The sequence below is a fragment of the Paenibacillus camelliae genome (genome assembly GCF_023715345.1).
Lineage (GTDB): Bacteria > Bacillota > Bacilli > Paenibacillales > Paenibacillaceae > Pristimantibacillus > Pristimantibacillus camelliae.
This window is the reverse complement of sequence record NZ_JAMBNY010000012.1, coordinates 69,521-91,973: the sequence shown is the minus strand read 5'-3', so window position 1 is coordinate 91,973 and position 22,453 is coordinate 69,521. Positions and strand designations below refer to the sequence as shown.

Annotated in this window: 19 protein-coding genes and 2 pseudogenes; 18 read left to right on the top strand and 3 right to left on the bottom strand. The window is 42.0% G+C overall.

The window, feature by feature from the left end:
- Positions 1-150 precede the first annotated feature (150 nt).
- From guaA to M3180_RS17165, 5 genes and pseudogenes are all read left to right on the top strand, one after another.
- Positions 151-1,689, top strand: coding sequence for a glutamine-hydrolyzing GMP synthase (gene guaA / locus M3180_RS17185; RefSeq protein ID WP_251669741.1), 1,539 nt, complete (start codon positions 151-153; stop codon positions 1,687-1,689).
- Between the two features lie 300 nt (positions 1,690-1,989).
- Positions 1,990-2,192, top strand: a pseudogene (locus M3180_RS17180) (GMP synthase (glutamine-hydrolyzing)); the annotation flags it as partial.
- Positions 2,193-2,528: 336 nt separating this feature from the next.
- Complete coding sequence (locus tag M3180_RS17175) at positions 2,529-3,497, top strand: DUF4062 domain-containing protein (RefSeq protein WP_251669740.1); 969 nt, start codon at positions 2,529-2,531, stop codon at positions 3,495-3,497.
- Positions 3,498-3,812: 315 nt separating this feature from the next.
- A complete protein-coding gene (locus tag M3180_RS17170; RefSeq protein WP_251669739.1) occupies positions 3,813-4,688 on the top strand; it encodes a ligand-binding sensor domain-containing protein in 876 nt (291 codons plus the stop codon).
- 220 nt (positions 4,689-4,908) lie between these two features.
- Positions 4,909-5,184, top strand: coding sequence for a DUF2277 domain-containing protein (locus M3180_RS17165; protein WP_251669832.1), 276 nt, complete (start codon positions 4,909-4,911; stop codon positions 5,182-5,184).
- A 203-nt stretch (positions 5,185-5,387) separates the two neighbouring features.
- Here the strand turns inward: M3180_RS17165 and M3180_RS17160 are convergent, their stop codons facing one another.
- Positions 5,388-5,777: a rhodanese-like domain-containing protein gene (locus M3180_RS17160; RefSeq protein ID WP_251669738.1), complete on the bottom strand. Its 390-nt coding sequence runs from the start codon at positions 5,775-5,777 to the stop codon at positions 5,388-5,390.
- Between the two features lie 19 nt (positions 5,778-5,796).
- Entirely contained in the window at positions 5,797-6,216 is a 420-nt protein-coding gene (locus M3180_RS17155) for a MarR family winged helix-turn-helix transcriptional regulator (protein ID WP_251669737.1), read from the bottom strand.
- Positions 6,217-6,333: 117 nt separating this feature from the next.
- Between M3180_RS17155 and M3180_RS23065 the strand changes: the two are divergent.
- Positions 6,334-6,456, top strand: a pseudogene (locus tag M3180_RS23065) (GMP synthase (glutamine-hydrolyzing)); the annotation flags it as partial.
- Positions 6,457-6,610: 154 nt separating this feature from the next.
- On the opposite strand, the gene M3180_RS17150 reads toward M3180_RS23065, so the two are convergent.
- Entirely contained in the window at positions 6,611-6,883 is a 273-nt protein-coding gene (locus M3180_RS17150; protein WP_251669736.1) for a lipoprotein, read from the bottom strand.
- 219 nt (positions 6,884-7,102) lie between these two features.
- Here M3180_RS17150 and M3180_RS17145 point away from each other — a divergent pair, with 219 nt between their 5' ends.
- The 12 genes from M3180_RS17145 to M3180_RS17090 all read left to right on the top strand — a co-directional run bounded on the left by M3180_RS17145 (position 7,103) and on the right by M3180_RS17090 (position 22,389).
- Positions 7,103-7,267, top strand: coding sequence for a DUF3934 family protein (locus tag M3180_RS17145; protein WP_251669734.1), 165 nt, complete (start codon positions 7,103-7,105; stop codon positions 7,265-7,267).
- Between the two features lie 400 nt (positions 7,268-7,667).
- A complete protein-coding gene (locus M3180_RS17140) occupies positions 7,668-8,681 on the top strand; it encodes a glycoside hydrolase family 130 protein (RefSeq protein WP_251669733.1) in 1,014 nt (337 codons plus the stop codon).
- 172 nt (positions 8,682-8,853) lie between these two features.
- Positions 8,854-10,170: an ABC transporter substrate-binding protein gene (locus tag M3180_RS17135; protein ID WP_251669731.1), complete on the top strand. Its 1,317-nt coding sequence runs from the start codon at positions 8,854-8,856 to the stop codon at positions 10,168-10,170.
- A gap of 105 nt (positions 10,171-10,275) precedes the next feature.
- Positions 10,276-11,148: a carbohydrate ABC transporter permease gene (locus M3180_RS17130; protein ID WP_251669729.1), complete on the top strand. Its 873-nt coding sequence runs from the start codon at positions 10,276-10,278 to the stop codon at positions 11,146-11,148.
- Between the two features lie 13 nt (positions 11,149-11,161).
- Positions 11,162-11,995 carry a carbohydrate ABC transporter permease gene (locus M3180_RS17125; RefSeq protein ID WP_251669728.1) on the top strand — a complete coding sequence of 278 codons (834 nt, stop codon included), beginning with the start codon at positions 11,162-11,164 and terminating at the stop codon, positions 11,993-11,995.
- Positions 11,996-12,024: 29 nt separating this feature from the next.
- Positions 12,025-13,806 (top strand): cache domain-containing sensor histidine kinase, encoded by a 1,782-nt coding sequence (locus tag M3180_RS17120; RefSeq protein ID WP_251669727.1) that lies wholly within the window; start codon positions 12,025-12,027, stop codon positions 13,804-13,806.
- Positions 13,807-13,809: 3 nt separating this feature from the next.
- A complete protein-coding gene (locus M3180_RS17115) occupies positions 13,810-15,420 on the top strand; it encodes a response regulator transcription factor (RefSeq protein WP_251669726.1) in 1,611 nt (536 codons plus the stop codon).
- A gap of 60 nt (positions 15,421-15,480) precedes the next feature.
- Positions 15,481-17,793, top strand: a complete 2,313-nt coding sequence (locus M3180_RS17110) for a glycoside hydrolase family 3 N-terminal domain-containing protein (protein WP_251669725.1) — start codon at positions 15,481-15,483, stop codon at positions 17,791-17,793.
- A gap of 665 nt (positions 17,794-18,458) precedes the next feature.
- Positions 18,459-19,553 (top strand): amidohydrolase/deacetylase family metallohydrolase, encoded by a 1,095-nt coding sequence (locus tag M3180_RS17105; protein ID WP_251669724.1) that lies wholly within the window; start codon positions 18,459-18,461, stop codon positions 19,551-19,553.
- A complete protein-coding gene (locus tag M3180_RS17100; RefSeq protein ID WP_251669723.1) occupies positions 19,531-20,637 on the top strand; it encodes a DgaE family pyridoxal phosphate-dependent ammonia lyase in 1,107 nt (368 codons plus the stop codon). Before M3180_RS17105 ends, M3180_RS17100 begins: the two co-directional genes overlap by 23 nt.
- A complete protein-coding gene (gene dagF / locus M3180_RS17095; protein ID WP_251669721.1) occupies positions 20,637-21,383 on the top strand; it encodes a 2-dehydro-3-deoxy-phosphogluconate aldolase in 747 nt (248 codons plus the stop codon). The genes M3180_RS17100 and dagF overlap by 1 nt, the downstream gene beginning before the upstream one ends.
- Entirely contained in the window at positions 21,376-22,389 is a 1,014-nt protein-coding gene (locus tag M3180_RS17090) for a sugar kinase (protein WP_251669719.1), read from the top strand. The genes dagF and M3180_RS17090 overlap by 8 nt, the downstream gene beginning before the upstream one ends.
- Positions 22,390-22,453: the final 64 nt, after the last annotated feature.

Genomic DNA, 22,453 nt, shown 5'->3' with positions numbered 1-22,453 from the left:
AAGGAATGTCGTGTTATACGTCGATGTTTTGACATATAACACGACCTTTTTATGTAGTTCGCGACGTTTTTGTGGAGAACGGTCGAAGTTGCTTGACTACGTGGAATCGAAATAGCTATAATTATCACATTAATTATGGGAGGCTCGGTCATGACGAAGCAAAACGAAATCATCGTTGTTCTCGATTTTGGAGGACAATACAACCAATTGATTGCAAGACGTATTCGTGATTTGGGAGTATATAGTGAGCTATTGCCTTACAATACTTCTGTTGAAAAGATTCGCGAAATTAATCCAAAGGGTATCGTATTTTCTGGAGGTCCTGCAAGTGTATACGAAGAAAATTCTCCACTTGTTGATCCAGCGATTTACGATTTGAATATTCCAATTTTAGGTATCTGCTACGGAATGCAAATGATGTCTCATCAGCTAAGCGGCAAGGTTGAGCGTGCCGGCAAGCGTGAGTATGGTAAAGCAGACGTTACCTTTATTGATAATTGCACACTTACATCAGGTCTTGAATGCTCACAAACGGTATGGATGAGCCATAGCGACCTTGTTATTGAGCCACCTGTTGGCTTTAGAGTAGACGCAAGCACAGAGCACGCGCCGATCGCTGCGATGAGTGATGAAGCACGTCGCTTCTACGCTGTCCAATTCCACCCAGAGGTCCGTCACTCCTTGAAGGGGAATGAGATGATCCGTAATTTCCTATATAACGTATGTGAGTGCGAAGGAAATTGGACAATGGAAAGCTTTATCGAGGATACGATTGCTGACATTCGTAAACAAGTTGGAAACGAAAAAGTTCTATGCGCACTTTCTGGTGGTGTAGATTCTTCTGTTGTTGCGATCTTGCTTCATAAAGCAATCGGTGATCAATTGACTTGTATGTTTATCGACCACGGTCTATTGCGTAAAGGCGAAGCTGAAAGCGTAATGGAAACCTTTGTTGGTAAATTTGATATGAAGGTTGTTAAAATCGATGCTCAAGAACGTTTCCTAGGTAAACTAGCTGGCGTTGATGATCCTGAGCAAAAACGTAAAATCATCGGTAACGAATTTATCTATGTATTCCAAGAGGAATCTGCAAAATTCGACGATTTCAAATTCTTGGCACAAGGTACACTTTACACAGATATCGTAGAAAGTGGTACTGCAACTGCCCAAACAATCAAATCTCACCACAACGTAGGTGGATTGCCTGAAGATATTAAATTCGAGCTTGTAGAGCCGTTAAAAGCTCTATTCAAGGACGAGGTTCGTAAGGTTGGGGAAGAGTGCGGCTTACCTGCTGAAATCGTATGGCGTCAGCCGTTCCCAGGTCCAGGTCTAGCGATCCGTGTACTTGGCGAAGTAACAGAGGACAAGCTGAAAATCGTTCGTGACTCTGATTATATCCTTCGTGAAGAAATTGCAAAAGCAGGTCTTGATCGTGAGATCTGGCAATACTTCACTGCGCTGCCTAACATGAAGTCTGTAGGCGTTATGGGCGATGCTCGTACGTACTCCTACACGGTAGGTATTCGTGCAGTAACATCCATTGATGGTATGACAGCAGACTGGGCACGTATCCCTTGGGACGTGCTAGAGAAAATCTCTGTTCGTATCGTTAACGAAGTAGATAACGTTAACCGTATTGTGTATGACATTACGTCTAAACCACCTGCGACGATTGAGTGGGAATAGGATTATAGAATATTAATGCCTGTTAATTCTTTTTGGATTAGCAGGCTTTTTTTATACAGTATAGTAATTTAATGGAATTTTTTATGCATCATTTAGCAACCATTACTTAATTATCATAAAGACTACCCTCATTTATCAGAGGACCTATATCCAAATTACTACTGGCGTAATATTACATTAGTACTTGAAAACGGTAAATGGCTTGTAAGTGATATCATTACACAAGTAAGTGAACCTAGAGCATAGTAAAAATGATAAATTAATAAATTGACTGTGGAGCATATGCGCTGCCTAGGGGGAATGGACAACGCTTTTACCTACTCTTATACTGTAGGTATCCGTGCAGTAATATCTATTGTTGAAGGTATGACAGTAGCCTGGGCACGTATCCTTTAGGGTGTGCTAGAGAAAATTTCTGTTCGTATCGTCAATGAAGTAGATAACGTTATCCTTATCGTGTATGACGTAACGTTAAGCCGTCTGTTACGATTGAATGGGAGTAGGCTTTTGTAGCTGACAAGCCTTGTGTAGCAAGGGATTTTAGTCACAATACTTGAGAGTATGATTCGTTCACCTGCAACTATTGGTCTTAAAAAAATTCTCTCTTTTATTTGTCTTATTCGACAAATAGAAGGGAGTTTTTTATGAATAAATTATATAATTAATGAGTTAATGAATGTAATGCTCCTATTGTAATATTGTATACATTACATATTTTTAATGTCTAATTACCCTATCGCATTATGTTATTTGTAAAGTTGTAAAAAAAGATTAAATTTAGTATATTTTATTAATATGTATTCTAAGAAGTTAATGACAAGATATGCAGAGGTGAAGTAATGGCTAGACCAAGAGTGTTTGTCAGCTCAACTTTTTATGATTTAAAATATGTAAGAGCAGATTTAGAAAGATTTATAAAAGATTTGGGTTACGATGCTGTATTAAATGAAAAGGGAAATATACCTTACGGTAGTGAGGAAAAATTAGAAGATTATTGTTACAGAGAAGTAGATAATACAGACATTCTAATTGCTATTATAGGTGGTAGATATGGAAGTGGGTCGAAAAATGAACCTTATTCTATTACTCAGATGGAAATAAAAACAGCTCATAAACTAGGAAAGCAAGTCTACATATTTATTGACAAATCAGTAATGGGTGAGTACAGAATGTATCTATTAAATAAAGATGTAGAAAATATTAAGTATAGCTATGTAGATGATGTTAAAATATTTGCATTTATTGAAGAAATAGAGGGATTGTCTCATAACAACCCAATTTCACCGTTTGAAAATTCACAAGAAATTATATTTTTTCTTAGAGAACAATGGGCGGGATTATTTCAAAGATTGTTACAACAGCAAGCTAAACTTGGAGAAGTAAAAACACTTGAGAATATTAATGCTACTGCCCAAACGTTAAATAAGTTAGTTAATTTCTTAACGGAAGAAAGAAAAAACTCTGATACTGCTATTAAAGAAATATTGTTGAGCAATCATCCTGCATTTATTAATTTAAAAGAAGCGACGAATACCCCATATAGAATCTTCTTTTCAAATAAGGAAGAATTAGAGGTTTGGTTAAAAGCTAGACAATTTACAGAGAAGAATTTATTTGATTATGATGACTATGATAAACATTATGAATACGTACTAGAACAAAATAATATTTACTTCTATTTAACTATTAATAAAGTTATTTTCGATGAGAATGATAAATTGAAAATATTTACACAATTTGATTGGAATGACAAATGGATTAAGATGCAAAAAGTAAGTAAAATTAGTGATGATGATTTACCATTCTAGATATTGTACTTTTACTATCTTAATCTTAGTCGCGTAGGGCTCTCGCACAATAAAATAAACCGTTGGTATTGAATGTACACTAGGGAAGTATCCCTAGCTACTCGTTAGAATATTAATACTAACTAGTTAACGAAGTAGTGCAATATAGGAATTATGAGACAATTGGAATACCTTAAAGATTTTAAATGGAATTTATCTCTGCAAGAACAGATAACTATATGAACCTTGGACATTGACTCAAGATTTACTCTCTTATTTGAATAATTAGGGAGTTTTTTAGAATAGAATGATTAAAATAGGAGAGGAGTTTATAGTTTGGTAGCTACTATTCTATTAAGCACTGAGAATAACTTGTGGTCAAATATACTTATCATTATTGTATATATTGTTATAATGGGAGTGCTACTTCTTATTTTGACATTCTTTTATAATATGATTTTTAGTGTTGTTGCAAATAAGTTCGGAAAATTTTTAGGATCTAAAATAAAAAGAAAGGGAATAGTAATCGCAACAGAACTGATTTCTTTAATCGTTACTGTTATTTTTATAATTTACGCTTTATCGTTGTTTTTTGAGTTAAGGAATAACTTAGATTATTTTGCAATTAAATTTGCAGTTATGTTATTTAGTTTTCTTTTTATTATTTTTATTAGGGATTCAATTATTATTGAATATAAAAAGAGTAATCCTACTTATGTTTCAATTAATTATTGGATAAATAATCAATTAAAAAGACTTAATTGGTTAAGACGATTATATTTGGTCAATAGGTTTGAGTTACTAGTGAAACAAATATTTAGTTTTACAATAATATTGTCACTATTAGTTATAGTGTTAACATTTTTAACGGAATTAAAATGGTCGCATAATTATAGTCATTATTTTTTAGTATTATGTTTTATTCCATTTTTCTTTAATTATTGGGTGTATTTTAATAGAGTAATTACCATTAATCGGGTTAAAGAAGAGGTTTTTATTAGAAGAATTATTATGTATTTATTTATACTTATCCTCGCAGTATCCCAACTTTTCATAGAATTCAAGTTTTATTTGAATGATATTAATAATAGTAACGATGTAGAAATATTTATTATCTCAGGACTATCAGTTTTATGTATTGCACTAGATAGAATTATTAAAGAAATTACAACTGATTATTTAGATTATAATAAATCAAAAGTTCTTGAGTAGACAAATATAATAAACTATATGTTTTTGTAGAAAGCGTAGGCGTTGTGTACGAATTTACTTCTAAACCACCAGCAACGATTGAGTGGGAATAACATATAACATACAAAAATAAAACTTGGAGAGCCTGCTTTAGTGCAGGATTTCTCCAAGTTTTTTTGTAGTTCTGGCTAAGGCTAGTACAACATAGTAAAATAAATAAAAAAGGTTAAAGGAGATAATGATGTGCCGAAACATTAAGACGCTATTCAACTTTGAGCCAGTTGCTACTAACGAAGAAATTGAGGCAGCTGCTCTCCAGTACGTGAGAAAAATAACGGGCTTTAACAAGCCGTCAAAGGCAAATGAGGAAGCATTTAATCGTGCTGTTTATGAAATTCAGCTTATATCCCAAAATTTATTGGATGCGCTAGAGACTAAAGCGGAGCCTCGAAATCGCGAGGTTGAAATTGAACGCGCCCGAGCTAGATCAGCAAAAAGGTTCGCGATCAATGAATAAGATGAATTGATTCGTAATTTTACAGAATCGTGTATGATGTGGCTTCTAAGTAACCTGCTACTACTATTCTTGAGTGAAACTAAATCACTTAGTCAACTGCAACGATTGGTCTAAAAAAGCTCTCTTTTACTTGTGAATAGCACAAATAGAAGAGAGCCTTTGTATATAGAAGCTGATTCAAAAACGAACCTTACTCGTGAAAATCAACATCCACAATCAAAATTGTCTTCACCTTGTGAAGCATCTGTCACTGGAAAGTTCATTTCTTTCCAAGCAGCAATTCCTCCAGATAGCTCCTTCACTGTATAGCCATGTTCAATTAAGAATATGGCTGCTTTGGCAGCAGTATTACACCATACATCCCAGCAGTAAACAACAATTTCCTTTTCTTTTGGTATTTCATGTAATCGATTGGATAGCTCTTGTTGTGGGATAATCACAGCGTCCTTAATAGTTAAACTTCTAACGTGACTAGGACCATTTCTAACATCGATCAATAAGTATTTATCCGGATTCAATTGCGTCGCTCTCATATAATCCATAGGGCTAAATGTAGCTTCTAAACGTGCGTTAAAATAATCAAGTGCGTGCATCGAAATATTGCCTCCCGTTTCAAAGTGAACTCCAAATTCTAACCAGAAATTCCTTCAATAATTGTTTTTCGTGGTCATTTAATGGGGCTAAAACTCCTAATTCAATTGTATTTAAAAATTCCCAACGCGAATCCACTACCTCATTTCCTTTAGATGTAATCAAAAGGCTATAGGATCTTCTATCATTAGAATTCTTTGTTCTCTCCACAAAACCTAAAGCTTCTAAATGGTCGATATGACTTACCATTGTTGTCCGATCAATTTGTAGGTTGTCAGATATATCTTTCTGTGATGAGTAAGGGTTTCCTTTTACAAATAAAAGAACACCGTATTGTCTAGCATTAATGTCATACATTGCAAGACCTTCAGCAAATTTTATTTCCATTTGCTGAAGAACCTTTCCAAGTAAAAAACCATATGATTGATTCCAAGGCTCCAACTTTTTTGCTCACCTCCACAATTAATCAGTTAAATATATAATCAGTATAACTGATTAATTTGATATTTCAAGTTTTTTCTAATTAAAATTTTATTCAAACGTAGTAACATCGGTTGATGGCAAGTTGTAGAGAAAATCTCCGTTCGTATCGTAAATGAAGTAGACAACGTTAAGAGCGTGGTGTATGAAATTACCATTACTTCAAAACCATCAGCGACGATGAGTGGGAATAACAATTAACATACAAAAAAACTTGGAGAGCCTGGTTCAGTACAGGGTTTCTCCAAGTTTTTTTGAAAGTAAATCACTTAGTTAACTGCAACGAATGGTCTAGGAAGCTGCAATAGAGAAGAATCATACATAATTCAGAGTCACTCTAGTTCGTGGTCAACCATTATTCCGTTAACAATAAGTAATAATCAAATCCATCACTGTCTTTACTATTGCTGCTATAAATACTCTTGGCTACTTTATCAAAGGTCAATGTTATGTCATTTGTCAAAATAATATATTTCGATTCTTTCGATGCATTAGGCATCATACCTGTTAATTCTAATTTATATTTATATTCTTTTCCGTCGGGGGCTGTATAGCTACTATCCTTAGTATTACATGCTGTAAGTGCTAAGAGTATTAGTATCGCAATTGTCACTGTTATTTTTTTCATATGTAATCTCCTTTTTTATAATATTATATAAGGTGTCTGCAATCTCCTCCTTTGTTTATAAGATGCCTTTATTAGAAGATCGAGTTTATCTAACCGAAAGAGACAAACAAACAAATCTATAACTAAAACTTAACTTTCATGCTCCATGTATAACCGCACCATTTGACACCAATGCTATGATATTACATAGGAAGACACACTAATTAACGGAGTGATCAATTGAGTAAAGCAAAGGGTACAGGTAGAGGTACAGGTAAAAAAGGATGGAACCGTTGGCAGGCCGCGGAGCGCAGAGCTGCTAATTCTCCTAAGCCTTATAAAAGTAAAGGCACTAAAAACAAATCAGCTGGCAATGAGGGGAATGCAACAAGCTCAAAGTCATAGGCCTAGACATACTGATGAATTAGAGAATGCCTGTCCGTATCGATGGTAAAGTAGACGGTGTGTAACCGCGTTGTATATGAGATGACATCTAAGACTAACGAAGCTGCTTGAATAGGATTTTTTCTACAACCTGGCAAGTTTCAACTTTAGCTCTCTTTCATTGGTGATTATTCACTAATGAAAGAGAGCTTTTTTATTGTTAATGTTGTTTCAACAGATCATGATCATATTTAAAATGAATAGCATCATCCAGATTGTGTAAACGGATACAATGGAAAAATCTATAAATCGGATGTTATCGGATGTAATCGAAGATTTATCGGATATAATTCGCAAACGCTGGGCTATATAATTTAACTCATAAGTCGATCACACATCTTATAAGGAGGTATAGCTAGCAATGGAAATAACGAGACATCCCCAAAACCCGATCGTTGTACCAGGACTATTCGAATGGCGCAAGGCTACTGTATTTAATCCTGCAGTCATTATCGACAATGGGAAGTTCTATATGATCGAGCGCACAGCGGGTTCCTTAACACCATGTAAAAACTTCTTAGGCTTACTGGAAAGTGATGATGGCGTTAACTTTACCCATGTAAAGGATGAGCCGATCGTAACACCAGATATGCTTGGTTTCCCTTATGGCAGTGTTCAAGACCCGCGTATTGTAAAAATAGACGATACATTCTATCTAAACTATGCGCTTCGGCCATGTGCGATGAATTATTACCCAACAGGCACAGGATTGCCAGAACGTTCGATACCTGAATATCCAGACGGTTGGGGTGATGATCCACAGCATTGGCTCACTCGCTCAGGTATTCTAACATCAAAGGATCTGATCCATTGGGAATATCTCAGCGACACAACACCACTCGACATTAATGATCGAGACAATATTTTGTTTCCTGAGAAAATCAATAATAAATATGTGCTGCTGCGTCGCCCTGAGGAGTACGTTGGTCCTGAATATGGCACAGAAAAAGCTGCCATGTGGATTACTTATTCCGATGATCTTATTCATTGGGAAGAGCCTAAGCTATTGGCGAAGGCTGGTACTGAACCTTGGGAACAGAAAAAAATCGGTGGCTCTACTCCCCCTATCAAAACAGATAAAGGCTGGCTTGTCCTGTATCATGGCGTAGACATGGACAGTGTATATCGTGTCGGTGCACTTCTGCTAGATCTTGAAAATCCGGAAAAAATTATTGCTAGAACGAAGAACTTCATTATGGAGCCGGAGCCATATTATGAGAAGTTCGGCTATCAAGTTCCTAACGTTATTTTTCCAACAGCCAATGTAGTGAAGGATGGCCTGCTGTATATCTATTATGGTGTAACGGATACAGCGATAGCTCTTGCTACTGTGCCACTTGATGAATTAGTTGATTACATTGTTGCAGGAAATTAACAGCGGTTACATTTGAACATGATGGAAAGCAAGGTTAGGCTGTATGAAAGTGTACTGTAGCATGCTCTATCGTACAGCCCTATCTAGAAAGAGTAGCATAAGCAATCTCTAAAGTAATTGTAAACGCTTCCTGAGGAAGTGGATATATCATTAAAAAAGAGGAGTCGATGATATGAAACGAAGCAATTGGATGAGAATTTCTTTGTCACTAGTTTTAGCTGCAGTTATGGTTGTCGTTGCAGCATGTGGTAATTCAAAGGAAAACGGTAATGAGGGCAGCTCTAATAATGGAAAGAGTGCTAGTGGAGAGACTATTACATTAACGATGATGCATCCTTGGACATCACCTAACGTGGATAACGAGGTTTACAAGGCGCGCATTGCAGCTTTTGAAGAGCAATTTCCTAACATTAAAATCGAGCAGGACGGTGTAGCAGCAGCACAATACAAGACGAAGCTATTTACACTAGCAACTGCGAACAACCTAGCAGACATTAACGTTGCTTGGCCAGGTGCTGACCTTGATCCACTTGTAAAAGGTGACTTGCTTATGCCTCTGAACGATCATATGGACAGCTGGAATGATCTTGTTCGTGAAGATGCGCTTGCAGGCTACAATGTGGATGGCAATCAACTAGCGATTCCGACAAAGCGTAACTTTGTAGACATCATCTATTACAACAAAGAGTATTTGGCACAGGTTGGCTACAATGAATTCCCTGCTACGTATGAGGAGTTTATTGAGATGATCAAAAAGCTGAAGGAAGCAGGTATTACACCAATTTCTCTAGGTAACAAAGAAAAATGGCCGCTTCAATCATCCTATATGTCCATTATTGGTCAACGGTTTGCTGGTGAGGACTTCCTTCATAAGGTAATGGCAGGAGAAGCGCAATTAACAGACCCAGAGTATGTAAGTGCAATCGCGGTTATTGACGAGCTGACAAAGCTAGAAGCATTCAATATCGATGCAAACAATATGGATTCTGTTCAAGCACAGGACTATCTGATTCAAGGTAAAGCAGCGATGCATATTTCATCTGCTACAGTGGACGGACGCATTCGTACAACGAATGAAGAAGGTGACAAGTTCGGAATCGCCTTGTTCCCAAGTGTTCCTGGCGGCTTAGGTGATCAAAAAATGGCTGCAGGTGTACCGCAATTTGGTATTGCCATTAAAAATGGACTAGACGAGAAGAAAAAGGCAGCAGCTGTTGAATTTATGAAATTCTTTGTAAATGAAGAGCTTTATACTGACCTAGCAAAAGCAGGTATTCTCGTTCCAGCTAACGTAGAGATGGGCGACGATATTAGCCCGTATCTGAAGGAAATGTATGAGCTGACAAGCAACGGTACAGCTCCTGTATTCGACGCTGTTATCAATACGCAAGCAGCAAAAGAGTTTGAGAACGGCTTACAAGCGTTAACTGTAGGAAGAGGAACACCAGAGGAAGTCGCTAAGGATACGCAAGAATTAATCGGACAGTAAGCATATTAACGATCCAATAAAAGGAGACAAACAAGCTAGTATATTGATAGACGTATACTAGCTTGTTTTACCCAAAGATAGACTGTGCTTGGAGGAGGGTACCTGATGCATACGTTAAAAAAAACTAGGCTCGCAATTTTTGTAGGGCTGCTCCCCTCGCTAATTATTTATGTTGGCGTAGCCATTCTCCCCATCATTCTCAGCTTGTATTATTCATTGTTTAATTGGGATGGTATATCTGCCAAAGTATTTATTGGCTTGGACAATTTTGGTGACATTTTTCAGGACGATATTTTTTGGCTCTCTGTTAAAAATAACGTCATCATTATGTTAACCGGCTTGATCGGACAGCTTCCTCTTGGATTGCTGCTTGCACTATTGCTTAATCGAAGCTTGAAAGGAAATGGCTTCTTTAGAACGGTAGGCTTTATCCCAGTCGTTATTTCCTCGGTAATGGTTTCACTTATCTGGGGAATGATCTACAACACAGAGTATGGCTTTCTAAACAGCGTCTTAGGCGTCATTGGCTTGGAAGGCTGGCAACGCAACTGGCTTGGTGATCCTGATTGGTCGATGCTTTCCATTAGCCTAGCATATATCTGGCAAAACTGTGGCTTGTACATGATCATTTTTCTAGCAGCACTGCAAAACATATCTAGTGAAGTGAACGAGGCTGCAGAGCTTGATGGAGCTACTGGCTTAAGAAAAGTAATTTTAATTACGATTCCTATGATTCGTGCCACCATTCTCGTAACGGTCATATACAGCATAAGCAATTCGTTCCGCGTATTTGATTTGATTCAAATTTTGACCGGTGGTGGACCTGCTCATCAGACTGAAGTCATGACGATTTATATGTACAACAATGCCTTTTTGAGCAGACAGTTCGGCTACGGTAGCGCAGTTTCTATTCTGATTCTATTGTTCAGCCTGATCGTCGTGGTGATCGCAAACAGAGTCGGTAGGGAAAAGGACTAGAAAGGAGCTGAACATGATGACCAAAAAATCACCCCTGTATTATATTTTTGCTTATTTGTTCCTTGGAGTGTTTGCCTTATTCAACATCATTCCGATCTTTTATATGATCGTCGGCTCCTTCAAGACAGAACAGGAGTATGCAGCAAGCCCATTCGCATTGCCTGAAGTACTCCAGTTTTCTAACTATAGCAAGGCATGGGAAGTCGCCAATATGGACGTTTACTTTTTCAATAGCTTGCTCATTACGTTCATATCGCTCATCGTGACCGTAATGCTTGGAGCATTGGCAGCGTTCTTCCTATCTCGTTTTGAATTCAAGCTGCGTGGAGCGTTGTATGGATTATTTCTGCTCGGCATGCTCATTCCTATTCACGCAACACTTATTCCGATCTTTATGATCATGAAAAATTTAAGCTTACTGGACACGTATTTATCGTTGATCTTGCCTTACACGGCCTTTCATCTATCTTTAACCATCTTTATTCTGGAAGGCTTTATGCGCAGCTTTCCGCGTGATCTCGAAGAATCGGGGGTTATGGATGGAGCAGGAATCTATCGAATCTTCTGGTCGATCATCCTGCCAATTACTCGCCCAGCCATCGCTACCGTCGTTATTTTGAATTTTATCTACAACTGGAACGAGTATTTATTCGCATTAGTATTGATAAGCTCAGAGTCACTAAAAACCTTGCCACTTGGTATTGCTAACTTTGTAGGGATAGAAACCGCTAGCTTGACCTTGCAGATGGCGGCGCTTACAATTGCCTTAGTTCCTATTATTATCTTCTATTTGCTGCTCCAAAAGCAGCTTGTTAACGGGATGGTAGCAGGAGCTGTCAAAGGCTAAGCTGTAAGTCATCGAGGGGGATGTTAACCATGACCGGTAAATTACGAATATTCAGAAACTATGGGCTCAAGCAAATCGCAATACTTATCTTTTTTCTGCTAGTAATTTTACCGACTTTGGGAGTAGGCATTCTCGTTCAATCAACCTACACTAAAATTTTGCAAGATCAATATGTAGAGTCGACGGTTCGAAATTTGGATGCAGTCGTTAATCAGCTGGAAGAGCAATTTTCAATGGTTGAGGATCTAGCGGACTACTTAATTTACAATCCGGATCTCAACGATTATCTGCAATCTAATCCGTACCAATATAGTGAATATGTCGATGATCTAAAAGAATCAGTAGAGGGCTTGCTAAGCTTTCACTTGTTTTCCAAGCCGTATATTCGTTCGATTACGATCGATGGTTTGAACGGTGGCTTAATAGAAATGGGAGAACCGGTATATGGGGACGAACAGCAATGGCTGCAGCAGGCCTTAGAGCTGCGAGGCAAAATTGTCTGGAGCGAAGGCTACACTGCTAACAGTGGCTGGAATGGTGAAGTTAGAATCATTTCCCTGTTTCGTGTTCTGAATAAATACAAGGACGTAACAACTCCGCTTGGTAATCTAGTCATTCGACTAGACGAGCAAAGCATCGTCAAGCTACTAGAGAATGAACAGTATCGGGAGCAAGGATATGTATATGTCATCGGGCCTAACGACGAGCTGGTGCTGCAATCCGAAAACGCGCAGGCGGCGTTGAATCTCGATCCACATCATATATTAGAGTCGATGAGAAGCACAGGAGCTAGGGACACAAGCTACCAGGCAGGCGATTCCTCCTATTATACGTTTAGTCGTCATATGGACGGTACAGACTGGACTATCGTTACCGCGATTCCTAAGTCCGTCATTGACCAGCAATTAGTAGGTGTACGCTGGATTATGTCAGCCGTGCTGCTAGGCATATTGTTGCTGCTTGCTCTGGCACTCGTAGGCTTTCATTATATGATCATTCTACCGATTCTGCGGCTGAAAAATGAAACGACTCGCGTAATGATGGGAGATTTTAGTGCAAGGGTACCCGTTCATTCTAAGAATGAGATTTCTGACTTAGGTCGTAAATTCAATGCGATGGTTGATACCATTCAAGAGCTGATCGATCATAAATATAAATTGGAAATAAGAGAGCGAGAATCGGAGCTAAAGCTACTGCAAAGCCAAATGGATCCGCACTTCTTATATAATACGCTGGATACGATACGCTGGACTGCGCGTCTGGAGCATGCAGAAAAAGCGAGTCACCTTATTGAAATGCTCTCGCGCTTCTTCAGGTCTAGCGTGAACAATGGGCAATACGAAACGACGCTGATGCAAGAGATGCAGTTTGTTCAATCGTATTTGGCGCTGCATCAGGTACGTCTAGGTACTCGGCTGCACTATACATTGTTTATGGAGTATACATTAGAAGATGTCAAAATTCCGAAAACGATCATTCAGCCGCTGGTAGAGAACTTCTTAATTCACGGCTTCCAAACTAAATCCAATGACAATTGGATCAAGGTGATCGCTTATCAGAGAGGCAATGAGATCTGGATAGATGTTCGTGACAATGGAAAAGGAATGGATGCTCAGCAGGTACAGCAGCTTCAAGCTATGCTGAAGCAACGGCAGCAAAAGTCAGACAAAATTGGTGCTCTGCAAAATATTAATGAGCGCTTAACTATTTTCTTCGGTACGGGCTACGGGCTGGAGCTGATGCCTGTTAAGGAACAAGGCACCTGGGTAAGGCTAAAAATTCCATACGTCAATTCTAATGGTGGTGAGTAGTAGATGGATAAGCATAATCATTACACTAAAAAACCAAATGCTAATATTCGAATGATTATTGTCGATGACGAACCGATCATTTGCGAAGGGCTTAAACAAACGATTGACTGGGAGCAGCTTGGCGTTGAGGTAGTAGGCGTTGCTTGGGATGGAGAACAGGCATTAGAGATTGTTCAGGCTGAGGCTATCGATATCGTCTTGTCTGACATTCGCATGGATGGCATGGATGGGCTGGAGCTGGCTGAGCAGCTGCGCAATCATTACCCAGATATCAATATGATCATGATTAGCGGCTATGAGGATTTTGAATATGCTCGCCGCGCGATGCGACAGGGTGTTATCGATTATTTGCTGAAGCCAGTTAACATTGACGAGCTGAAGGCTGTCGTTAGCAAAGTGATTGAACGAATTCATGAAGAGGCTAATACGATTTCGCCCGAAGAGGCAGAGCTGTGGTTTATGAACGCGATATATAGCAAATCAGAATTTGTTGAGACGGAGCTCGTTAAACAGCTAAAGAAATTTAAAGGCACTTATCGTATTCTTGCTACTCAATTAACTGAATTTAAGCTTCATTATGGGGAGCTTTCTGCAGATGCACTCAAAAGGCTGCAGGATGAATGGACAGAGGACATAAAGTCAGCTTTGGACGCTGCTGGACTGGGTTCGATATTTGTATTTACGAATGCCAATCTTCTCTACACCTTTGTTTACGATAAGCATCGTACCTTGCATGAGAAGGATTGGAACGAATTACTGCAGCAGATCGCAGCAGGCTGGAAGCATGATGGACGGATCATTATTGCTGCCTCTGATTGCTTTAATGATCTGGAGCAAACGACAGTATTGTGTGAGCAGGTCTGGCAAATGCTTCCTTATCATATATTACTGCCACAGAACGAATCGATTCTAACGATGCCAAGGTGTAAAGCAATAGAATCGAGCAGACCATCTATTCATAGCTATACACCACCAGCGGACTGGGCTACTCGCTTAAGCGGACTGCTATACCGTCAAGAGTGTGATGAAGCAAGGACCATGGTGAAGACGTTGCTTGCTGAGCTGCGAGAACACCAGCTGTTACTGCCAGAGCTGCTCGAAATTTATGAGGAGCAAATGACACTTCTTCGTCAGCGGCTGCGCAACAATGCTTTACAATTTGAGCAAAATGGCGAACGTCAATCTGTTGATTTGCATCAGTACAATAGCTACGAATTGCTGGAGCAATTATTGCTTGATGATTTACACGCTTGGTTAGAGCTGATTCGCAATCAATCCGTTACTAAATCGTACTGGATCGTCGAGAAGGCGATGAAGTATGTAAGAGAGCATTACAGCGAGGATGTGAAGGCATCCGAAATCGCAGAATGGCTCAATATTACACCGAATCATTTTAGCTATATTTTTAAGCAAAACTCAGGCAAAAACTTTAAGGAATTCATTAATGATGTTCGCATTTCTCAGGCGCAGCGCTTACTTGCATCAACAAATGATAAGGTATTTGAAATAGCTGACCAGGTTGGGTATAAGGAATACAAATATTTTGTATCGGTTTTCAAGACAGTAACAGGCATGACTCCGAAGGAATATCGTGCGGTCAGTGCAGGCGTCTAAGCACATATGTAGGTAGATTTGCACGATGAAGTTGAGGCTTAACAGGGAGAGTGAAGTGGAATGGATGCTGTCTATAAAAATGCTGAGCTTCCGATCGAGCAGCGTGTTGAGGATTTGCTTGCTCGTATGGCGCTGAAGGAGAAGATTGGACAGCTTAATCAGCATATGTACGGCTGGGACGCTTATAAGCGTACTGGAGACGATATCGAGCTAACGGAGCTATTCAAGCAGCAGGTACAGCTCGGTGATGGAATGGGTGCGCTCTATGGCCTGTTTCGAGCAGATCCTTGGTCCGCAGTTACACATGATAACGGAATTCCAACTGCACAAAGTGGTAAGGTGGCGAACGCTATTCAGCGGTATGTGCGCGAGCATACTCGTCTTGGTATCCCTGTGCTGCTATCTGAAGAATGCCCGCATGGTCATCAGGCGCTGGATTCGACATTATTGCCCGTGAATCTGGCAGTAGGCTCGACCTGGAATCCTGCACTGGCTGAGCGGGCTTATTCGTATGTCGCATCTGAGATCCGTAGTCGAGGCGCACATCTTGGGCTAGTTTCTGCACTGGATATATTGCAGGAGCCGAGATGGGGGAGAACGGAAGAATGCTATGGTGAGGATCCATTTCTCGCTTCTCGATTCACAGAGGCAGTTGTGCGCGGGCTGCAAGGCAATAATGTGGAAGAGCTTAGATCTGGTCATAAGGTGGCCGCTGTATTAAAGCACTTATGTGCGCAAGGAGCTGCGCAGGGTGGTCACAATGCTGGTCCTGCGAATATCGGAGAACGCGAGCTCCGTGAAATTCATTTGCCAGCTGCTCTATCTGGCATTAAGGCTGGGGCGCTAGGAGTCATGGCGGCCTACAATGAGATTGACGGCGTACCGTGTCATGCTAATTCGTGGCTTTTGCAGCGTGTGCTGCGCGAGGAGTGGGAGTTCGAGGGAATCGTAATGGCCGACGGCTGTGCCATCGATCGATTAACCTCCATTGCTGGAAGCTTTGAAGGGGCCGCAGCACTTGCGCTTCAATCCGGAGTAGATCTTAGTCTGTGGGATCAATCCTTTACTAAGCTTGAGGCCTCGGTTGAGCAAGGCTTAGTCGCTATCGAGGATGTCGATCGAGCCGTGCGGCGAGTGCTTAAGCTTAAATTCGAGCTCGGCTTATTCGACAAGCCTCTGGTGGATGAAACGTTAGCTGCAACGAATGTTGGCGCAGATCAGGCGAAGGATGTTAATGTCCAGCTGGCACGGGAATCAGTCGTTATGCTAAAAAACAATAATAGCATTCTGCCACTGGTTGCTTCGCCGCGCCGTATAGCGGTAATAGGTCCAAATGCAGATCACGTATACAATCAGCTTGGCGACTATACGAGCATCCAGCGACCTGGAACGTGCACGACCGTGCTGCAAGGTCTTCAACAGCTTGCACCAAAAGGCTCTGAAATTATTTATGCACGAGGCTGTGGCATACGTGATATGCAGGATGAAGGGCTAGCAGAAGCGGTAGCAGCCGCCAAGGCTTCCGAGGTTGCAATCGTTGTTATTGGTGGCAGCAGTGCAAGAGATTTTGGCGATCAATTTGATAGCAATGGAGCTATTATGATGGGCGGTCATCATACAGGAGAGATGGACTGCGGTGAAGGAGTCGATCTGGCAAACCTGCAGCTTGGCGGTATGCAGGAGAAGTTAATTGAACAGCTAGCAGCTACGGGCACTCCGCTTGTTGCAGTTGTTATTCAAGGCAGACCTCATGTGCTGGAAGTCGTTGAACGCTATTGCGAAGCCGTTCTATGTGCGTTTTATCCAGGGCCTGAAGGAGGGACAGCACTAGCGGAGATAGTGTATGGGCATGTAAATCCAAGCGGTAAGCTATCTGTCTCCATGCCGAGATCATCTAGCCAGCTGCCCGTTTATTATAATCAGAAAAATCAAGGCAGACGACGTCCTTATGTCGACATGTCTGAGCAGCCACTATATCCATTCGGTTATGGCCTCAGCTACACCAAGTTTAGCTGTGCGCTCGAGGAGTCAGTGGAGAGTACTATATCAGCTGAAGCGCTGGAGAACGGTGCAAAGCTTATCGTTTCTGTGAAAGTAGTCAATGAAGGCCAATACGCAGGAGCAGAAGCAGTTCAGCTGTATATACAAGCGCAGGGCTCCCCGATCACTAGAAGAACAAGGGAGCTAAAAGGCTTTGCCAAGGTAGAGCTTCAGCCCGGAGAGCAGACCACGATACAATTTGAGCTTGGCAAAAATGAGCTGGCAATCTGGAACCGAGAGATGGAATACAAGGTCGAGCCTTGTGAGCTGACGTTGTTTGCTGGGGGGAGTTCGCTGGCTCCAGAACTGTGTCGTATCACCATTAAGAGGTAGTTTAATGCGTCCGACTTTGATGACGAAGTAACTTCGTTGTAGCTTACTCGACGTCGAAGCTTGGACGCTAGCGAAAACTCCGTTGCTCACGTACCAAAACCGTACGTTGCGCGACTCGTTATCTACTAGCGACCGATCTTCTTGGTCCTGAAAGCCGAACGAATTAAACCTTTATTTGAATGGGTAGGGCAAAAACTCGAATTTGATTACGAAGTAAATCATTGTAGCTTAGTCGGCATCGAATATGGAACTCAGCCGAAATTTACGGTGCTCACGTACCAATACCGTACGCTGCGCTCCGTAATTTCTAGCTTTGCTCCATCTTCTTGGTACTGAAATCCAAGTTTTTTCCCCTTTATTGGAAATGGTAGTTTAATACGTCCGACTTTGATGACGCTAATATTCTTTTAGCACTGCGGAGCTTATGATCTCTAAAAGCGACCTCCTGACGAAGGAAGGTTCGAGCGTTAGAGAATCATAAGCGGAGCCGAAGGTTCGAGCATTAGAGAATCATAAGCGGAGCCGAAGGTTTGAGCGTTAGAGATGTTTAGCGGAGTTGGACGCTAGCGAAAACTTTGTTGCTCATGTACCAAAACCGTACGCTGTGCGACTCGTTATCTACTAGCGACCAAGCTTCTTGGAGCAACGGATAGGAGGGAGAGTATATGGAATTAGTGCTGCAGCACGCAACACTCGTTAATGGCAGGACGGTAGATATCGTCATTGCCAATGGAATAATCGTAGAGCTTGCAGCGGCAGGTCAAGGTAAAGCAGAGACGAGCATTGATTGCTCAGGACTTTACGTATCCTCAGGCTGGATTGATCTACATGTGCACGCGATGGCTGAGCTCGCGCCTTATGGAGATGACATCGACGAGATCGGCATAAAGCAGGGCGTAACAACGATTGTAGATGCAGGCAGCTGCGGTGCTGATCGGATTGATGCCCTGCAGGAGAGAGCTGCCACTGCTAAGACTCGAGTGTTATCGTTCTTGAATATTTCTCATATCGGTCTCGAGCGAGTGGATGAGCTTTCCCGCTTAGCGTGGTTGGATGAGCAGCGACTTGCTGCTGCATTGAATAGACATAAAGATTTTATCATAGGCCTAAAGGCAAGAATTAGCCGCAGTGTAGTGAAGGAGCTCGGGCTAGAGCCATTAACGATTGCACGTAAGTGGTCTAAGCGCTATGGGCTCCCGCTTATGGTCCATATCGGCTCAGGTCCGCCCAATATTACAGATGTGATAGGTCAGCTTCAGCGTGATGACATCGTTACTCATTTTCTCAATGGGAAGGCGAATAATCTATTCTCTGAATCTGGTCAGCCTATTGAAGCGCTGCTAGCTGCAATTGCAAGGGGAATTCGCCTCGATGTTGGTCATGGCACGGCCAGCTTTTCATTCGAAACTGCTGAAAAAGCGAAAGCTGCTGGAATACATCCGGATACAATCAGTACAGATATATATAGAAATAATCGGATGAATGGCCCTGTATATAGCTTGGCAGATACGATGAGCAAATTTCTACTGCTAGGCTACAGTCTGCAGCAGGTCGTGATGATGGTAACGGAACATGCCGCCGCTATTCTAAACCGACCTGAGCTAGGCAGTATCAGTATAGGTGGGGCAGCTGATATTACGCTGTTCGAGCTAAGACAGGAAGCGAAGCGACTCGTTGATTCGGAAGGACAGGAACGACTAGCTGAGCAGCATATAAAGGTAAGAGGAGTGGTAAGAGATGGAACATACAATGCATGCTAAATACGGATTGAAGCGAGTAGTCAATGCTAGCGGCAGAATGAGCATTTTAGGGGTATCCGCCCCAACGGATACGGTAATGGAGGCTGTAAAGCAGGGTGGTCAGCAGTATGTTGAGATGGCAGATCTCGTTATCAAATCAGGGGAGCATATTGCTCGGGTGCTGGAGGCAGAAGGTGCAGTTGCTGTTAACTCAGCATCAAGTGGAATTGCATTATCTGTAGCGGCAGTTGTAACGAAGGGGCAGCAACGAGCAAGTCTGCGCCTGCATCAAGATCCCATCTACGTGAACGAGATTATTATGTTCAAGGGTCACAATGTGCAGTACGGCGCTCCAGTTGAGACGATGGTGGCGCTTGGTGGTGGTCGGATCATCGAGGTGGGCTACGCCAACGAGGGACGAACAGAGCATATCGAGGAGGCCATCTCCGAACGAACGGCTGCTATTCTGTTCGTTAAATCACATCATTGCGTGCAAAAAAATATGGCCAGCGTTGAAGAGGTAAGCGAGCTAGCTCGCCGTCATCGCATTCCACTAATTGTTGATGCTGCAGCGGAAGAGGATCTGCGTAAATATATCCGTTATGCCGATCTAGCCATTTATAGCGGCTCTAAGGCGATTGAAGGTCCGACCTCGGGTATCGTTGCTGGCAAGCAGCCATATACGGATTGGGTGAGAACTCAGCTGCACGGTATCGGAAGAAGCATGAAGGTCGGCAAGGAGAGCATCTTCGGCTTACTGCAGGCGCTTGATGAGTATATGGTGAAGCTGGATAAGAGCGAGCAGGAGAAGGCTGCGCTCGCGGAGCTAGACAGCTTGTCAGAATTACCAGGTGTTACTGTCAATGTAGTACAGGATGAGGCGGGTCGAGCTATATTCCGTAGTCGAATTCATATCGATGCAGGTCAAGCAGGAATGAATGCAGCTGTGGTAAATGATCAACTGCGCGAAGGGGACATCGCCGTTTATACGCGTGATTATGGCGTGAAGCAAGGATATTTTGATATTGATCCTCGCTCCTTGCAAGGTGACGATATGACAGTTATCGCTAGCAGAATACGTGAAATCATCGGAGGACGAGCATAATGAACAAACGAATGTACAAAGGTAAAGCCGCATTAAATGTACTGACGAATTCTATAACGAATGCGAAGGAAATCTTTGAAGCAGCAGAGGGACATGTGCTAGTTGGTGTGCTTTCCAAGTCCTACCCAGATGCAGCGACAGCTGTGGAGGCCATGAAGGAATACGGTGCTGCGATAGACGATGCTGTATCTATTGGACTCGGAGCGGGAGATAATCGCCAGGCCGCTGTTGTCGCCGAGATCGTTAAAAGCTATGCGGGCGCACATATTAATCAAATCTTCCCTGCCGTTGGAGCGACGCGAGCTAATCTAAACGGAAGAGAAAGCTGGGTTAACAGCTTAGTATCTCCTTGCGGTAAGCCAGGCTACGTCAATATCTCAACAGGAGTAGCAAGCAGTGCAATTAGCGAAAAGGCGATTGTTCCTGTGAAGGCAGCCATTGCGCTTGTTCGTGATATGGGGGGGAATGCGCTGAAATATTTCCCAATGGGCGGCTTAAAGCTTGAGGAGGAATATCGCGCAGTGGCACAAGCGTGCGGTGAAGAAGGCTTTGCGCTTGAGCCTACAGGCGGAATTGATCTTGATAATTTTGAGGCTATTGTAGAGATAGCCCTTCAGGCTGGTGTACCTCAAGTAATCCCGCACGTATACAGCTCCATCATCGATCCGGCGACTGGTGCAACGAAGGTTCCGGATGTCGTTAAGCTATATGCATCCTTGAAGGCTCTGGTTAATCGTTATGAGTAAGGTAGCTGCTTTTGGCGAGGTCATGATGCGATTAGAGGTACCACGCTATGCTACGCTATCGCAAAGCGATCAACTAACTTACTCCTTCTCAGGTACAGGTGTGAATGTAGGCTCTGCATTAACACGCTATGGGCATCATTCGCAGATGGTGACAGTGCTGCCAAGCAATCCGCTTGGTGATGCGGCAGTAGCTTATTTACGGCGGTTAGGCTTGAGCACAGACTATGTCGCTCGTGGTGGCAAATATGTCGGCAGTTATTTTCTGGAGCACGGCTTCGGCGCGAGGCCAAGCCGCGTAACCTATACAGACCGCTGGGGGAGCAGCTTTAATACAGCTACGTTTGATGCTGCGAGCTTTGCCCAAGTTGCCAGTGACATCGATGCATTGCATCTATGCGGTATTACGCTAGCAATGAACGATAATGTACGTGCAGCGATGAAGGAGCTGGCAGCGGCCGTTAAGGCAGCAGGTGGAACGGTTATATTTGATTGTAACTATCGTCCATCACTGTGGGGAGAAGACGGATATAAGCTAGCAAGGCCTCACTATGAGGAGCTGCTGCAGCTTGCTGATCTTGTATTTATGAATGAAAAAGATGCACTGCATGTGCTCGGCATGTCTACTCATAAGGAAGATCGAGCGGAGCAGCTTGAGGAGTTGATTCCTCTCGTAGCAGAGAAGTATAAGCTTAAAGCAGCTGCTGGCACACATCGAACGATCAACACTGATCATACGCACACGCTAAGAGGATATTTATATAAGGATAGTCAATTTTACTACTCTCATCCGTTAACCTTTGCTGTCTATGATCGTGTAGGTGCAGGTGATGCCTATGCGAGTGGCATCATTCATGGTGAGCTGACAGAAGCAGAGCCAGCACATGCCGTAGAATTTGCAGCATATGCAGCAATGCTCGCTCATACGGTTGCAGGTGATACGCCTTTAGCCACAGAGCAGGAAGTGCTGGATGCGATGAAAAATAGTACGCGTGATGTTTCGAGATAGAAAGCGATAAATTGATATAAATGAGAATGTGCAATTGTAATAAGCGAATTTTATACAAAGCTAA

Bases quoted from the DNA above. Each gene is read 5' to 3' on its own strand.
- M3180_RS17150 (WP_251669736.1), bottom strand. From the start codon at position 6,883: ATGAAAAAAATAACAGTGACAATTGCGATACTAATACTCTTAGCACTT.
- M3180_RS17110 (WP_251669725.1), top strand. From the start codon at position 15,481: ATGGATGCTGTCTATAAAAATGCTGAGCTTCCGATCGAGCAGCGTGTT.
- M3180_RS17120 (WP_251669727.1), top strand. From the start codon at position 12,025: ATGACCGGTAAATTACGAATATTCAGAAACTATGGGCTCAAGCAAATC.
- dagF (WP_251669721.1), top strand. From the start codon at position 20,637: ATGAACAAACGAATGTACAAAGGTAAAGCCGCATTAAATGTACTGACG.
- M3180_RS17125 (WP_251669728.1), top strand. From the start codon at position 11,162: ATGATGACCAAAAAATCACCCCTGTATTATATTTTTGCTTATTTGTTC.
- M3180_RS17135 (WP_251669731.1), top strand. From the start codon at position 8,854: ATGAAACGAAGCAATTGGATGAGAATTTCTTTGTCACTAGTTTTAGCT.
- guaA (WP_251669741.1), top strand. From the start codon at position 151: ATGACGAAGCAAAACGAAATCATCGTTGTTCTCGATTTTGGAGGACAA.
- M3180_RS17105 (WP_251669724.1), top strand. From the start codon at position 18,459: ATGGAATTAGTGCTGCAGCACGCAACACTCGTTAATGGCAGGACGGTA.
- M3180_RS17140 (WP_251669733.1), top strand. From the start codon at position 7,668: ATGGAAATAACGAGACATCCCCAAAACCCGATCGTTGTACCAGGACTA.
- M3180_RS17115 (WP_251669726.1), top strand. From the start codon at position 13,810: ATGGATAAGCATAATCATTACACTAAAAAACCAAATGCTAATATTCGA.
- M3180_RS17175 (WP_251669740.1), top strand. From the start codon at position 2,529: ATGGCTAGACCAAGAGTGTTTGTCAGCTCAACTTTTTATGATTTAAAA.
- M3180_RS17100 (WP_251669723.1), top strand. From the start codon at position 19,531: ATGGAACATACAATGCATGCTAAATACGGATTGAAGCGAGTAGTCAAT.
- M3180_RS17160 (WP_251669738.1), bottom strand. From the start codon at position 5,777: ATGCACGCACTTGATTATTTTAACGCACGTTTAGAAGCTACATTTAGC.
- M3180_RS17130 (WP_251669729.1), top strand. From the start codon at position 10,276: ATGCATACGTTAAAAAAAACTAGGCTCGCAATTTTTGTAGGGCTGCTC.
- M3180_RS17165 (WP_251669832.1), top strand. From the start codon at position 4,909: ATGTGCCGAAACATTAAGACGCTATTCAACTTTGAGCCAGTTGCTACT.
- M3180_RS17090 (WP_251669719.1), top strand. From the start codon at position 21,376: ATGAGTAAGGTAGCTGCTTTTGGCGAGGTCATGATGCGATTAGAGGTA.